The sequence below is a fragment of the Amycolatopsis sp. NPDC104819 genome (assembly GCF_055583145.1).
In genome coordinates, this window is record NZ_JBVJON010000003.1 from 476,775 (window position 1) to 491,017 (window position 14,243).

The 14,243-nt window shown below is 70.7% G+C and carries 14 protein-coding genes; 5 read left to right on the top strand and 9 right to left on the bottom strand.

Annotation, left to right across the window (positions count from 1 at the left end; all coding sequences use genetic code 11):
• Positions 1-20 precede the first annotated feature (20 nt).
• The 5 genes from ACZ63E_RS11430 to ACZ63E_RS11450 all read right to left on the bottom strand — a co-directional run bounded on the left by ACZ63E_RS11430 (position 21) and on the right by ACZ63E_RS11450 (position 4,789).
• Positions 21-962: an anti-sigma-D factor RsdA gene (locus ACZ63E_RS11430; RefSeq protein WP_465335908.1), complete on the bottom strand. Its 942-nt coding sequence runs from the start codon at positions 960-962 to the stop codon at positions 21-23.
• Positions 963-1,535, bottom strand: a complete 573-nt coding sequence (locus ACZ63E_RS11435; protein WP_026468912.1) for a sigma-70 family RNA polymerase sigma factor — start codon at positions 1,533-1,535, stop codon at positions 963-965. It abuts the gene before it with no gap.
• Between the two features lie 384 nt (positions 1,536-1,919).
• The gene (locus tag ACZ63E_RS11440; protein WP_003073605.1) at positions 1,920-2,516 is read right to left on the bottom strand and encodes a response regulator transcription factor; all 597 of its coding nucleotides are present in this window, start codon (positions 2,514-2,516) and stop codon (positions 1,920-1,922) included.
• A gap of 131 nt (positions 2,517-2,647) precedes the next feature.
• The gene (locus ACZ63E_RS11445; protein WP_465335909.1) at positions 2,648-3,508 is read right to left on the bottom strand and encodes a hypothetical protein; all 861 of its coding nucleotides are present in this window, start codon (positions 3,506-3,508) and stop codon (positions 2,648-2,650) included.
• Between the two features lie 336 nt (positions 3,509-3,844).
• Positions 3,845-4,789 (bottom strand): MerR family transcriptional regulator, encoded by a 945-nt coding sequence (locus tag ACZ63E_RS11450; protein ID WP_465335910.1) that lies wholly within the window; start codon positions 4,787-4,789, stop codon positions 3,845-3,847.
• A 191-nt stretch (positions 4,790-4,980) separates the two neighbouring features.
• Here ACZ63E_RS11450 and ACZ63E_RS11455 point away from each other — a divergent pair, with 191 nt between their 5' ends.
• Positions 4,981-5,301: a WhiB family transcriptional regulator gene (locus ACZ63E_RS11455; protein WP_026468909.1), complete on the top strand. Its 321-nt coding sequence runs from the start codon at positions 4,981-4,983 to the stop codon at positions 5,299-5,301.
• 280 nt (positions 5,302-5,581) lie between these two features.
• Here the strand turns inward: ACZ63E_RS11455 and groL are convergent, their stop codons facing one another.
• Positions 5,582-7,195, bottom strand: a complete 1,614-nt coding sequence (groL, locus tag ACZ63E_RS11460) for a chaperonin GroEL (RefSeq protein ID WP_465335911.1) — start codon at positions 7,193-7,195, stop codon at positions 5,582-5,584.
• A gap of 98 nt (positions 7,196-7,293) precedes the next feature.
• Complete coding sequence (groES, locus tag ACZ63E_RS11465) at positions 7,294-7,587, bottom strand: co-chaperone GroES (RefSeq protein WP_004559922.1); 294 nt, start codon at positions 7,585-7,587, stop codon at positions 7,294-7,296.
• A 298-nt stretch (positions 7,588-7,885) separates the two neighbouring features.
• Between groES and ACZ63E_RS11470 the strand changes: the two genes are divergently transcribed.
• Positions 7,886-9,751 (top strand): N-acetylmuramoyl-L-alanine amidase, encoded by a 1,866-nt coding sequence (locus ACZ63E_RS11470; RefSeq protein ID WP_465335912.1) that lies wholly within the window; start codon positions 7,886-7,888, stop codon positions 9,749-9,751.
• Positions 9,752-9,770: 19 nt separating this feature from the next.
• Here ACZ63E_RS11470 and ACZ63E_RS11475 read toward each other — a convergent pair whose 3' ends face one another.
• Positions 9,771-11,147 carry a glycosyltransferase family 2 protein gene (locus tag ACZ63E_RS11475; protein WP_465335913.1) on the bottom strand — a complete coding sequence of 459 codons (1,377 nt, stop codon included), beginning with the start codon at positions 11,145-11,147 and terminating at the stop codon, positions 9,771-9,773.
• Positions 11,144-11,683, bottom strand: a complete 540-nt coding sequence (gene xrtP, locus ACZ63E_RS11480; RefSeq protein ID WP_465335914.1) for an exosortase P — start codon at positions 11,681-11,683, stop codon at positions 11,144-11,146. Before xrtP ends, ACZ63E_RS11475 begins: the two co-directional genes overlap by 4 nt.
• Before the next feature lie 331 nt (positions 11,684-12,014).
• On the opposite strand from xrtP, the gene ACZ63E_RS11485 reads away from it, so the two are divergent.
• The 3 genes from ACZ63E_RS11485 (at position 12,015) to wecB (ending at position 14,217) form a co-directional block, all read left to right on the top strand.
• A complete protein-coding gene (locus ACZ63E_RS11485) occupies positions 12,015-12,779 on the top strand; it encodes a choice-of-anchor P family protein (protein ID WP_465335915.1) in 765 nt (254 codons plus the stop codon).
• Between the two features lie 11 nt (positions 12,780-12,790).
• On the top strand, positions 12,791-12,970 hold the full coding sequence (locus ACZ63E_RS11490; RefSeq protein ID WP_465308763.1) for an LPXTG cell wall anchor domain-containing protein: 180 nt from the start codon (positions 12,791-12,793) through the stop codon (positions 12,968-12,970).
• Positions 12,971-13,065: 95 nt separating this feature from the next.
• Entirely contained in the window at positions 13,066-14,217 is a 1,152-nt protein-coding gene (gene wecB, locus ACZ63E_RS11495) for a non-hydrolyzing UDP-N-acetylglucosamine 2-epimerase (RefSeq protein WP_465336103.1), read from the top strand.
• The last annotated feature ends 26 nt before the right edge of the window (positions 14,218-14,243 follow it).

The window sequence follows — 14,243 nt, forward strand, 5'->3', positions numbered from 1 at the left end:
CAGGGCTTTTTCGTGGGTTCTTACTGGCCTTCGCCGACGCTCTGGCCACCGACCGAGGACTCGCTGCGGCCGGTGTTCGTGCCGGGGTCGTTGCCACTCGCGGCCGTGCTGGTCGGCGGCGGCTCGGTGGTCGGCGGCGGCAGCGTGGTGGTCGGCGGCGGAGGCGTCGGGGTCGGCGTCCCGCTGCCCGGCAGGCTGGTCGTGCCGCTGCCACTGCCGGGGATGGACGTCGCCGAGCCGGCCGGCGGCACCTGCGTCGACGTGGCGCCGCTCGGTGGCACCTGCGGCGAAGAAGTCTGGATCGGCCCCTGGACCGGCGCTTCCGGGTTCTGGAGCTGGGCGGCGAGCTGCCGGTGCTGCTCCATCAGCTGGTCGCGGTTGTCTTCGTCGCTGACCTGCGACAGCGCGGCCTGCGCGGCGTCGAGGGCTTCGCGGGCGGCGTCAAGGTTGCCGCCGGCGATGGCCAGGTTGGCCTTCTCGAGGTCGAGCTTCGCGTTCGCGGCCGCTTCGACCGAGCGCGTGTGATCGGAGTAGAGGACCTTCGCGAGACCCCAGAGGGTGTCGCCGGGTTGCGCGGAGCGCGCGGCCAGCCCGGTCCCGGTGAACGCGATCGCCAGCACGGCGGCGGCGACGGCGACGGGGACGAGCAGCCTGCGGCGGCGTCCGCTCGAAGAATGCCGCCTCGCGAGAGCGGCGGTGTTGACGGTCCGCACGGCGGTGTCGACGTCGACGAGTTCGGCCAAGGGCTCACTGTCGATGTCTCTTCGCCACGCGACCAGCAACGCGTTGAGCTCCTGGTCTCCGAGACCGTCGGCCAGCGCCGGGTCGGACCCGCCGAGCGCGTCGAGCAAGGCGTCGTCGGCTTGCACCGCCGACAGATCGGCGGCGAACTCCGCCTCCGACGACGACAAGCCACTACCGAAAATGTCGTCCGGCTCGTAGCTCTTCTCAGGACCGGTCACTCAGATCACCTCCTCCGCGGCCAGGACCTTTCTCAGCCGCGCGAGGGCACGGTGCTGGGCGACGCGGACCGCGCCGGGCGTCGAGCCGACCGCGTCCGCGGTCTCCTCCGCCGACAGGCCGACCACCACGCGCAACACCACGATCTCCCGCTGCTTGTCCGGCAGCACCTGCAACAACTGGGACATCCGCTCGTTGAGCTCACCTTGCAGCGCCCGCTGCTCGGGACCGACCCCGCCTTCGACCTCGTCGGGGATCTCGGCCACCGGTTCGGCTCGGTTGCGCGCCGCCGCGCGATGCGCGTCGGCCACCTTGTGCTGGGCGATCCCGTAGACGAACGCCAGGAACGGGCGGCCTTGGTCGCGGTACGAGGGCAATGCCGTTAGCACCGCGAGACACACCTCCTGCGCAACGTCGTCCGCCGAAGCGAAGGATCGCTCCTGCCTGCCAACCCGGGCGCGGCAATACCGCACTACCAGTGGACGGATAGCAGCCAGCAGCCGCTCCACTGCCTGGGGATCTCCCTCGACAGCAGCGGCGACCGGTTCATCCAGTCCATCCCCCACATTGGCCATCGCAGACAACAGTCCCAGTGTTACGTGTAGGCGTGCAAAGAGTCCGGTTCGTGGTTGCCCTGCACCGCGCGCCGGTGACCGCTACCGTACCTGCGGCCGGCAACGGAGCGACGCGCGCGGTGTTCCCCGGCGCGCCGCGGCTGCCGGAGCCACAAAAATGCGGGTTGTCCTGCGGACCCGCGGTCGACTTCGTCGTTCAACGAGCGAGCGGCGTCGCGGGTACGAGATCCGCCGGGTGCCGGGGCTGAGAACCGCCGTGAGGCTGCCCCGAAGGGCGCCGGAGTGTGATGGGGACCACACAGGTACGGGCCAGGGCGGTGCGCCCTGGCCCGTGTCACCTGTATTCCGGCCGTGTCAGGATCGAGGAGAGTGCCGTGGAACCGGTCAGCTGACCAGGCCGCGGCGGAAGCCGTGCGCCACGGCCTGCGCGCGGTCGCGCACGCCGAGCTTGCGGAACAGCCGCCGGGCGTGGGTCTTGACCGTGTCCTCGGACAGGTACAGCTCGCGGCCGATCTGGCCGTTGCTCTTGCCCTGGCTCATCCCGCGGAGCACCTGAAGCTCGCGCTCGGTCAGCTGGACGCCCGGGTCGGACGGCTGACGGGGCGCGGGCACCGAGGTGCTCGCGAGGGTGTGGGCCAGCGCGGCGACCAGCTCCGGCCGGGACGCGTCCCAGCGGAGGTAGCCACGGGCGCCGCCGGCGATGGCGGCGGCGATGCTGCCGGCGTCGTCGGGGGCGCCGAAGACGATGACGTTCGCCTGGGGGTTCGCGGAGACGAGCCGTCGAGTGGCTTCGACACCTGTCGGGACCGCGCGTTGCGTCCCGACCAGCACGACGTCGACGGGCTGACGGGAGTACCGGGCCAGCAGCTCGTCACCGTGCGCTACGCAGTCGATGCGACTGACCCCAGGGACCGCGGACATCACTCGGGTGAGCCCTTCACGGACACTGCGTCGGTCATCGCAGATCAAGACCGTCGTCACGGGGTTTCCTTCCTGCAGCCGGGTGACATTCCACTTCCCCTATCGGACGCTTTAGCCCGAACCTTGACACGATCCGGTGGCTTTTTTTGAAACTTCTTAGCCCGGATGCCGGAACACCCCATTCCGACGGCTCAACCACCCGGGGCGGGCACCCATGGGGATTCCCCCGCGATCCTCCTCCCGCAAGGATCTGCGCTTCGTAACACTGCGTGCAACACCTGGGCGGCTCTGAATCGATACTCCTCGGCGTGTCCTGGGCGCAGATCGACCGCGACGAGGGCCGCGGGCCACAAAAGTGAAAGCAGTTCGCATTCCTCGGCGGTCGCCATTGCCTTTCCGACAAGGTCGTCCGAAATGTTCCGGTGATCGGGGGCGCCGGCCGCCCGCAGGGCGACTGCCAGCACAATCCCGGATTTCACGGCGTGCCGCCGCGCACCCCGGGCCTGCGCGGTTTCGAAAGCGCGTTCGGCATGGGGCACGGCGTCGGCGCCCTGACCTGCGGCGAGCTCGATTTCGGCGCCGACCCACCCACCGCGGACCCGGGTTCGCCAGCGGTCGTCCTCGGCTCCGGCCCTGGCGGCGAGCCGCCTCGCGGCTTGGAGGCGCCCGAGGGCGAGGTTGTCGGCGGCGAGGCCGAGGTAGGCGTCGGCTCTGGCTCCCCGGGCGTCGAGGCAGTCGGGGTCGGGGGGCGTGTCGAGGCCGGCGGCCTTCGCGAGGGCTTCGCCGTCGAGGGCGCGGGCCTGCCGGTGGCCGCCCAGCTGCCGCCGGTGCGCGCCGAGGGTGCTGGCGGCCAGCGAGGACAGGAGGGGGTCGTGGTGCCGCCGGAGAGCCACCAGGAGCGTCGCAGCGGCGGCGTAGCGCCCCCGGGCGCCGAGGACGATCGCGGCGAGCAGGGGGGCTTTGGGGGTGTCGTTGCCGCCGCTTCGGAGGGCGGCCGGGTCGGGCAGGGGGTCACTCCCGAAGGCTGCGGTCCTGAGGGCGGGTTCGTGCACCCGTCCTTTCTAGCGGTTCCCACCGACAGAATCATGATCGAACTCGCTCGGGGAGCAGGTCTGCCGTGGTCGGGAGGCCGGCCGGTTCGGTCGCTGCGGTGGGCTCCGCTCGCCTCGGCTGCCGCTCCGAGCGTCGCCGTCGGAGCGGATGGGCACGGCCCCGCCCTTCCCTCGCAGAGTTCCGGCAAAAGTCGGGGCGAACGTGACCGGCGGGCCGCTGCGATGTCGTGAATGACTCATTCACCTCGTCAGAGGTCATGAATGAGTCATTCATGACCTTCCCGGGCCGCTACCGCGACCTCCGGTGTGGTGTACCTGGCCCACCGAGGACCCGGCTCAGTGGCGTCCGCCGACGAGGACGTGCTCGATGCGGTCCGCCGCTCCCGGCAGGTCCGTCAGCAGCTCCACCTTGTCCGGCAGTCCCGCCGGATCCCACCCCGGCCCGCACGCGAACAACCGGCTCCGCTGCCGCCCGCGGGAGACCCGGGCGAACAGCCGTGTGTCCGCCACCCCTCGCCGATGCGCCCACAGCACGACCGCCGCCGGCGCACTCCTCCGGACCGCCACCGCCAGGACCTCCGCCGGCAGCGCCACCCCGAACAGCTGCGCCCCGATGCGGCGGCCCGCCAAGGACGCCGCCAGTGCGTACATCGGCATCGTGTCGCGCTCCTCCGGGACGCAGCCCAGGAGCACCGGCCTCGTGTTGCGGGGCTCGTCGAGGACCGGGGTCGCGCGGACCAGCGCCGCGAACACGCACTCGGCCAGCAGGTACTCCACCTCCGCGCCCGCGCTCGCGCCTCGCCAGCGGGCACCCAGTGCCGAGAGCACCGGCTCGATCACGCCCGTCCACGCCGGCAGGACGCCGAGCTCGGCGATCGTGTCCGCGAGCATGCGCTGGACCGCGCCCACGTCCATCGCGAGCGCCGCCGTGCTCAGGCGGCGGGCCAGGCGGGAGCGGACCTCGAGGCCGTCGTCGGCGCCGGGCACTCCCGGGGGCTCGTCGGGTTCTTCCGGCTGGGGCGGGCCGGACCGCGGCATCTGCTCCAGCGCGTAGCGCGCGGCTTCGGCCGTCGACGCCCCGCTGAGGAGAGCGCGTTGCATGAGTTCCAGACGACCGATGTCGGAGGTGCCGTAGCGGCGGTGCCGGCCGTCGGTGTGACGGCTGGGGCCGAGCCCGTAGCGCCGGTCCCAGGTTCTGAGGGTGGACGGCGCGACCCCGAGCCGGCGGGCGACCGAGGCCACCGGCAGGGTGGGTTCTTCGGTACCCGACCCAGCTCCCACGAGCCTCAATATCCAGGCACTCAGCGCAGTCGGCAACCGGAGGCGAAACCCCAGCTCACACATCCGGGGGATGCCTAACGGCTGAATCGAACCGAATCGCTTGAACAACTATTGGCGCGCTTCTAACGTTACCGCCGTTGCACCGAATGGAGTATCGGCACCACAGCAGAGCAGCTAGCGGCATCGACCGAATGACGGAGGCGGTCAGGATGGCAGACACGCGCAGGCTCCCAGGACCCAACGCCGACATGTGGGACTGGCAGCTCGAGGGGTCGTGCCGGGGGATGGACAGCGCGTCCTTCTTTCACCCGGACGGCGAGCGCGGCCCGGCGCGGGCACGGCGGGAGGCCAGGGCTAAGGCGGTCTGCCTGAGCTGCCCCGTCCTGGAGATGTGCCGCAGCCACGCGCTGGCGGTGCACGAGCCCTACGGCATCTGGGGCGGCCTCTCGGAGTCCGAGCGGGAGCACCTCATCAAGTCCGACAAACGCGCGCTCAGCATGTCCGGCGGCTGAGCGCCCCACAGACATCGAAGGGCGGCACCGGGTGGGGTGCCGCCCTTCGTGCTGTTCCGGGCGCGAAGAAGGGGGCGGCACACTCGTGCCGCCCCTTCTTCGTGTCCTACGTCAGTGCGCGTGGCCGGCTCGACGGGCCGGTGCGGCATCGGCTTCCCTCGGCGCGGCCCACGCCCCGGACGATGAACGGGGTCCACTCGGCGTAGCTCGCGAAGTCCCCGGCCCGGAAACGAAACCGGGCGGCACCCCGTCAGGAGTGCCGCCCGGATCGGGACTTGCGTCAGTGCGAGTGGCCGTGGCCCGCCGCGGCGGGCTCTTCCTCGACCGGCTTCTCGACGACCGACGACTCCGTCGTCAGCACGAGACGTGCGATCGAAGCGGCGTTCGCCACCGCGGACCGGGTCACCTTGACCGGGTCGACGATGCCGGCGGCCAGCAGGTCGGTCAGCTCGCCGGTCGCGGCGTTGAAGCCGTGGCCCCAGCTCTGCTCCCGGACCTTGTTGACGATGACCGCGCCCTCGTGGCCCGCGTTGGTCGCGATCCAGAACAGCGGGGCGGACAGCGCGTCGCGCACGATGCGGACACCGGTCGCTTCGTCGCCCTCGAGGCCGAGGCCGTCTTCGAGCTCCTTGACCGCGTGGACCAGCGCCGAACCGCCGCCGGGCAGGATGCCCTCCTCGACGGCCGCCTTGGTCGAAGCCACGGCGTCCTCGATGCGGTGCTTGCGCTCGTTCAGCTCGGTCTCGGTGGCCGCGCCGACCTTGATGACCGCGACGCCGCCGCCGAGCTTCGCGAGCCGCTCCTGCAGCTTCTCGCGGTCCCAGTCGGAATCGGTCGTCTCGATCTCCTTGCGGATCTGCGCGACCCGCCCGGCGATGGCGTCCTTGGTGCCGTCACCGTCGACGATCGTGGTGTCGTCCTTGGTGACGACGATCCGGCGGGCCTTGCCCAGCGCGCCGAGGTCGACGTCGGCCAGCTTGCGGCCGATCTCCGCGGAGATGACCTCGCCGCCGGTGACGACCGCGAGGTCGTCCAGGAACGCCTTGCGGCGGTCGCCGAAGAACGGCGCCTTGACCGCGACGGCGGTGATGGTCTTGCGCAGCGAGTTCACCACGAGGGTGGACAGCGCTTCGCCGTCGACGTCCTCGGCGATGATGAGCAGCGGCTTCTTGGCCTCGACGACCTTCTCGAGCACCGGCAGCAGCTCGGCCAGCGACGAGACCTTCTCGCGGACGAGCAGGATGTAGGCGTCCTCGAGGATCGCCTTCTGCTCCTCCGGGTTGGTCGCGAAGTGCGCCGAGAGGAAGCCCTTGTCGAACTGGACACCCTCGGTGATCACCAGCTCGGTCGCCAGGGTCGACGACTCCTCGATGGTGATGACGCCGTCTTCGCCGACCTTCTCGACGGCTTCGCCGAGCAGGGCGCCGATGTTGGCGTCACGCGAGGTCACGGTGCCGACCTGCGCGATGTTCTCGCGGCCCTTGACCGGGGTGGCCTTGGCCTTGAGGACCTCGATGACCTTCTCCGCGGCGGCCTCGATGCCACGGCCGACCGAGGTCGGGTTGGCGCCGGCCGCGACGTTGCGCAGGCCGACCTTCACCAGCGACTGCGCGAGCACGGTCGCGGTCGTGGTGCCGTCACCGGCGACGTCGTTGGTCTTGGTGGCGACGCTCTTGGCGAGCTGCGCGCCGAGGTTCTCGAACGGGTCGTCGAGCTCGATCTCACGCGCGACGGTCACGCCGTCGAGGGTGATGGTCGGGCCGCCGAACTTCTTGTCGAGCACGACGTGGCGACCGCGCGGGCCAAGGGTGACCTTGACCGCGTTGGCGAGCTTGTCCACCCCGCGCTCCAGCGCGCGACGAGCGTCCTCGTCGAAACTGATCTGCTTGGGCATAGCGTTTTCCGCTTACCTTTCGGTGGGTCCAGAACGCAAGAACGCCCCGCTCCCCGGCGTTGTGCGGGGCCCGGGGCGTCATGCGCTGCGAGCGGACGTCAGTTGATGACGGCCAGCACGTCGCGGGCGGACAGGATGAGGTAGTCCTCACCGTTGTACTTGACCTCGGTGCCGCCGTACTTGGAGTAGATGACGACGTCGCCGACGTTCACGTCCAGCGGGACGCGGTTGCCCTTGTCGTCGATCCGGCCCGGGCCCACGGCCAGAACCTTGCCCTCCTGGGGCTTCTCCTTGGCGGTGTCGGGGATGACGAGGCCGGAAGCGGTCGTCTCCTCGGCCTCGCTCGTCTGGACAACGATCTTGTCCTCGAGCGGCTTGATGTTCACGCTCACCGGGTTGACCTCCACGGTCGTCGAAAGCGTTGGCAGGATGTGGTTACGGCTCTACCACCCCCGCCGTCGCGGGTGCCGGGGCTGTCGGGCCGTGCGATTAGCACTCTAGCCACGTGAGTGCCAGTCGTGCAAGGAGGGTCCACTCGGGCGTGGCAAACACCGGCGTAGGCACCCTGACCGGCACCTTTGACCGCGGCGAACCCCGGCGGGTGACGACGATGAGCGGTCACCGCCTCTTACCCCCAGCGTGAGTTTCTGGTTAGGTTCTCACCGTCTGGCACCTGAACCCTGGGGGTTTATGCCCATGTCCCTCCCGAGATCCGCAGCACTCATCGCCGCGGCCACCCTCCTCACCGGCCTCGCGGCAACACCCGCGCAAGCCGGCACCACCAGCCAACGCCAACACGACTTCACGGCGGCCGCGAAGGAGTTCGGCGTCCCCGAGAACGTCCTCCTCGGCGTCTCCTACCTGGAGTCCCGCTGGGACACCAACGCGGGCACACCCAGCACCGCCGCCGGCTACGGCCCGATGCACCTCACGGACGTGCGCGAAGCGGGAGTGGCGACCAGCCACCACGACGAGGGCACCGAGGACCCGCGAGGCGACGACGCGCGCCCGGCACTGCACCCACAGGCAGGCCCCGCCGCCCCGCCCCAGGGCCTGCAAACGATCGACGAAGCCGCGCAGCTCACGGGGCAAAAAGCCGAGACTCTCCGCACCGACCCCACCCAGAACATCCGCGGCGGAGCCGCCCTCCTCGCGAAGTACCACGCCGCGAAGCCCGACTGGTACGACGCGGTCGCGCAGTACAGCGGCTCCACCGGCGACGCCGCCCAGACGTTCGCCGACGAGGTCTTCGACACCATCAAGACCGGCATGAGCCGCACCACCGACGACGGCCAGCAGGTCACCCTCGCCGCGACGCCGGACGCCGCCACGAGGCAGCACCCCGGGAACCCGGCGAACGTCGAGTGCCCCCGGACCGTCACGTGCGAGTCCGTCCCGGCTCCCTACCAGGAGCTGCCGAACGACGACTACGGCAACCACGACCTCGCCAACCGGCCGGTCAGCCAGAAGATCGACCACATCGTCATCCACGACACCGAGGGCTACTGGGACAGCGTCCTCAAGCTCGCCCAGGACCCGACGTACGTGAGCTGGCACTACACCGTCCGCTCGAACGATGGCCTGATCGCGCAGCACGTGCCGACCAAGGACGTCGCCTGGCACGCCGGGAACTGGTACGTCAACGCGAAGTCCATCGGCGTCGAGCACGAGGGCTTCGCCGCGAAGGGCACCTGGTACACCGAGGCGATGTACCGCTCGAGCGCGAAGCTCGTCGGCTACCTCGCGCGCAAGTACGACATCCCGCTGGACCGCGCGCACATCATCGGCCACGACAACGTGCCGGGCACGATCCCGTCGACCATCGCGGGCATGCACTGGGACCCGGGCCCCTACTGGGACTGGTCGCACTACTTCGACCTGCTGGGCGCGCCGCTCGGCGGGTTCGGGCTGCCCGGCTCGTCGCTGGTCACCATCAAGCCGGACTTCGCGAAGAACCAGCCGATCTTCACCGGTTGCGACACCGCCGGAGCCCCCTGCGCCGCCCGGGGTTCCGAGGCCGTCGTGCTGCACTCGGAGCCCAGTGAGACGTCGCCGCTGCTCGTCGACATCGGCCTGCACCCGAAGGGCACGGCGTCGACCATGGACGTCGCCGACGTCGGCAGCCGGGCCGCGACCGGGCAGCAGTACGCCGTCGCCGAAGTCCGTGGCGACTGGACGGCGATCTGGTACCTCGGGCAGAAGGGCTGGTTCCACAACCCGCGCAACGCCCGCGTCGCCAAGCCCGCGATCGGCTGGGTCGTCACGCCGAAACCGGGCCTCGCGACCGTGCCCGTCTACGGCCGCGCCTACCCCGAGCCCGAGGCCTACCCGGCGAACCTCACGCCGCAGGCCATCACGCCGCTGCCGTACACGCTGTCGGCCGGGCAGAAGTACTCCTCGGCCGGGACGGTCGGCTCGGAGTACTACTCGGCCACCACGTTCGACGTGGCCGACCACGTGGTCGTGAAGGGCAAGCTCCGGTACGTCCAGATCCAGTTCGGGCACCGGATCGCGTTCGTCAAGGCGGACGACGTCCGGATCGTCCCGGCGTTCTGACCGAGGGCGGAGGTCGCGCTCACGCGTCGAGCGCGACCTTCGCCCCCGCGGCCTGCTCGGTGTTGCGGCGCGTCTTCGCCCAGCCGTTGCGTCCGCGAACCAGCCGGAACAAGGCCCGCCACGACGTCACGTAGAACGTGTAGATGTACGCCGCGTAGGCGAACCCCAGCCCGATCCCGCGCAGGATGTTCTTGCTGCGCAAGCACTTCAGCTGGTAGATCGGGCCCCAGACGAGGAACGGCAGCAGCCCGAACGAGCCGTAGATGGCGAAGAGGATCCAGGCGCCGCCGGTGAACCACGTCCACATCTGCGCCGGGTCGCCCGCGGTGCTCACCACCAGCAGGACGAACGGGATCGGGTACAGCAGCGAGCCGAGCAGCTGCAGCCACGGCTGGGCGAGGTAGTACATCATCTCCGCCGCGCCGAGCGTGCTGACGTGCGGCGAGTCCCAGATCCGCCGCAGGTAGCGCGCGCACTGCATGGTGCCCTGGCCCCACCTCGTGCGCTGCACCAGGAACCGCCGCAGGCTGTACAGACCTTCCTGCGCCACATGGGAATCCGGCGTGAACCCGGTGCGCCAGCCCTCGGTGAGCAGGTGCACGCCCAGCTCGAAGTCCTCCAGCAGTGAACCGCGCCACGGCTCCTCGTCCGGGCCGGCGATGGAGTCGAGCGCGGTGAGGCGGGTGAACTGGCCGTTGCCGCCCATGGAGATCGTGCCGGTGAACCCGCGGGACGTCTGGATCGCCGCGATCGCCGTGCGGAACTCCAGGTCCTGCAGCTGGGCGAGCTTGAGGCCGAACCACCGCCCGACCGGGTTGCGTGACGGCGGCGGTGTCCCGACGTTGCTCATCCACACGTCGAGCTGGACCGCGCCGATCTCCGCGTCGCCGAAGAGGTGGTCCGCCGCGCAGACCTCCAGGCAGTTCGGGGCCGGGCGGCCGTCGGCGTCCACGACCACCACGACGACGTCGTCGCGCGACGCGTCCGGGCCCATCCAGTCGTTGAGCGCCCGGTAGGCGGCGTTGAGGGCGTCACCCTTGCCGGTCCTCGCCTCGGGCCGCACGCGCGGCACCAAGTGCAGGTACGGGTCGTAACCGCCGTGGCGCCGCCACAGCATCCGGACGACGCGGGCGGTGCGATCGTCGGAGTCGTCGTCGACAACCCAGACGTGCGCCTTGCGGAACGTCGTGCGCAGGTATTGCACGGTCTCGCGGATGACGGTCTGCTCGTCGCGGCAGGGCACGAAGAAGTGCCAGGTGAAGTCGGCCGGGTCGCCGACCGGGCCCGGCTTGCGGCGCAGGTACGGGACCACGATCACCACGACGTAGACGAGGAACGCCACGCTCATCGTGAGCGCGAACGCCTGAGTGACCGCCAGCAGGACCTGGACGCTCATGCCTTCTTCTTCCGCGTGGCCAGCCAGACGAACAGGACGAGGGAGACCGCGCCGCCGAACACGCTGACCATCGAGCCGAGCAGGGTGTGGCCCCAGTAGTACCCCTCGTCGGTGCCGTACCCGTGCACCAGCCCGACGATGGTGAGAATGCGCAGCTGGTTCACCAGCACGACGACGAGCGCGGAAATGCCGAGGGAAAAGAAGAGGCGTTTCGCATTGGCCGGCCGGAAGTACAGCATCGCCATCGTCACAACGAGCAGTGGCAGCAAAAGGAACGCGGAAGAACATTCCGGGGTCATTCTCAACCCGAACGGAGTAGCGCTGCCCAACCCAAAGTAAACGGACTCCCGATCCGGGGCCACATAAACACCCGATGTAGTGATGACGTTGAGGATCGCACCGGCGAGCCGCACTTCCAGCTCCCGGTAGAACCGCTCGGCCAGCACCACCACCGCTCCCGCGGCGGCCAGCGCACTCAGCGCGACGACCAGCGGAAACCGCGCTGTACCTGGGTTCGGAGCGCTCGCTACGGCCACGACGTTCCTCTCGGTGTCGATTCTCGGATCAAGCTGCGGACCCCGGGCGAGCGTAAGACACAACCCGCCCGTTGTTCCACCCGGAGGTGTGGTTTAGCCGCCCCTTCGGCAGAATTGGCCGCGGACTTGCTAGGCCGTCCGGGTGATTCGCCGACGACCTGGGGAAACTTCGCCGGGGAATACCCGATCCGGTGATTCGGGAAATTTTGTGTGCTATTCGAGCCACTGTTCGCGATAGTCGATTCGCGTGCCGAGTCGAGGCAAACCGGTTGATCCGCGCCGCCGTCACGCGAATCTCCAGGGAAACCCAGCGAATTCGGAGGATCAGTTGATGAAGAGCTCCCTCGTGCGCCGCGGCGGCCTGCTCGCCGCGGTCGCGGCGAGCGTCGTGCTCGCCGGCGCGACCCCCGCTTCGGCGGCACCCGGCGACGGATCCGCGTACGGCGTCAAGGTCGACGTGACGCTGCTCGGCCAGCCCGCGGTGCACGTGGGGCCGCTCGCGGCCGCCAGCACCGCCGGGCCGACGACCAGCACGTTGGCGAGCGCGACCGCGCCCGGCATCCTGACCGCCGGCGTGATCAAGACCCAGGCCGAGCGGGACGAGAGCTCCGGCGCGGTGACGGCGAAGGCCACTACGGCCGACGTCGGCCTGCCGCTGCTCAAGGTGCTCGGCACCGTCGGGGTCAAGACCGTCGAGGCCGTCTGCACCGCCACCCAGGAAGGCGTCAAGGGCAGCAGCACGCTGGCCGACGCGAAGCTGGGCAGCATCGGCGCGGTCGACGCCAACCCGGCGCCGAACACGCAGGTCAAGGTCGCGGTCGCGGGCATCAACATCGCGACGGTCATCCTCAACGAGCAGATCAAGAACGGCGACGGCAGCCTCACGGTCAACGCCCTCCACGTGAAGCTGCTCGGCGGAGTCGTCGGCTCCCTCGGCTCGGGTGACGTGATCGTCTCGTCGGCGACCTGCGGCCCGGCCGCGCCGCCGATGCCGCTGGCCTCCGGCCCCGGTCTGTGGATCGGGCTCGGCCTGCTCGGCGCGATCGCCGTGCCGGTCGGGACGCGCATCTACCGCCGCCGCGCGGCCCAGGCCTGAGCGAGGTCCGGATGTACAAGATGCCGGGCGCGGGTGTCGGCGTGGCCGGTGGCGGGGTGGGCACCCTCGCCGCCACCGGCGCCGACGTCGGGTGGTGGCTGGCCGTCGGGCTGCTGCTGGTCCTGCTCGGGACCGTCGCGCTGATCGCCGTCCACCGCCGCAACCGCCGCCTCTCCCGGGCGCGGGAGTGAGCTGGGGCCGCCGGCGTGTGCCCCTCGCACGCCGGCGGCCGCCGCGGTCAGGAATTTCCGGGAGACTGGACTATGTGGAGAAGGGGCACCGCGAGGTGGATGTGATGTTGCTGGCCGGGACGCGCCCGGAAGCCCTCAAGCTCGCGCCCTTGGCCCTGGCGCTGGAGGAGCACCCGGCGCTGCGGCCGGTCCTGGTCCACAGCGGCCAGCACACGGGCATGGTCGAGCAGGCGCTGGCGCCGTTCGGCCTGGTCGTGGACGCCTGGCTGGACGTGCCGCCGCGCGTCACCGGCGGCCAGGCGGAGCTCGTGGCGGGGCTGCTCCCCGCGCTCGACGACATCCTGCGCCGCCACGCACCGGCCGCGCTCGTCGTCCAGGGCGACACGACGACGGCACTTGCCGGCGCGCTCGCCGCGTTCTGGCTGGGCATCCCGGTGGTGCACCTGGAGGCCGGGCTGCGCACGCACGACCTCACGGCGCCGTTCCCGGAGGAGGGCGCGCGGCAGATGGTGTCCCGGCTGGCCGCGCTGCACCTGGCCCCGACCCTGGGCGCGGCGGCCGCGTTGCGCTCGGAAGGCGTTGCACGGCAACGGATCGCGGTCACGGGCAACACGGTCGTCGACGCGGTGCTGGAGATCGCGGCACGCGACCTCCCGGCCCGCGACACGGCGCTGGCGCTGCTGGAGATGGAGATCGCGGAGGCGGGCGAGCGGCTGGTCCTCGTCACGTCGCACCGGCGCGAGTCGTGGGGTGAGCCGCTGGAGCGGACGCTGGCCGCGGTGCAGCTGATCGTCGCCGAGCACCCGGACGTGCAGGTGCTGTTCCCGGCGCACCCGAACCCACAGGTCCGCGGCCAGGTGGAGGCCGCACTGGACGGCGTCCCGCGGGTGACGGTGACGGACCCGCTGGAGTACCCGGACCTGGTGCGCGCGCTGCGCCTGGCATCGCTGGTCCTGACGGACTCGGGCGGCATCCAGGAGGAAGCGCCGACGTTCGGCACCCCGGTGCTGATCCTGCGCGACGTCACCGAGCGCGTGGAGGTCGTGGAGGCGGGGTGCGCGTGGCTGGTAGGCACGGACACGGCCCGCATCGCGGACACGGCGGCCCGCCTGCTGACCGGCGAGCTACGCCCGGCACAGGTCGGAAACCCTTACGGCGAGGGAGATGCGGCGGCACTGGCGGTCGCGGCGATCGAAGAGCTGCTGGGTGTGGGCACGCCAGCCCACAAACACGCCGCGGCTTCCTGAGGTGCCATGAATGAGTCATTCATGGC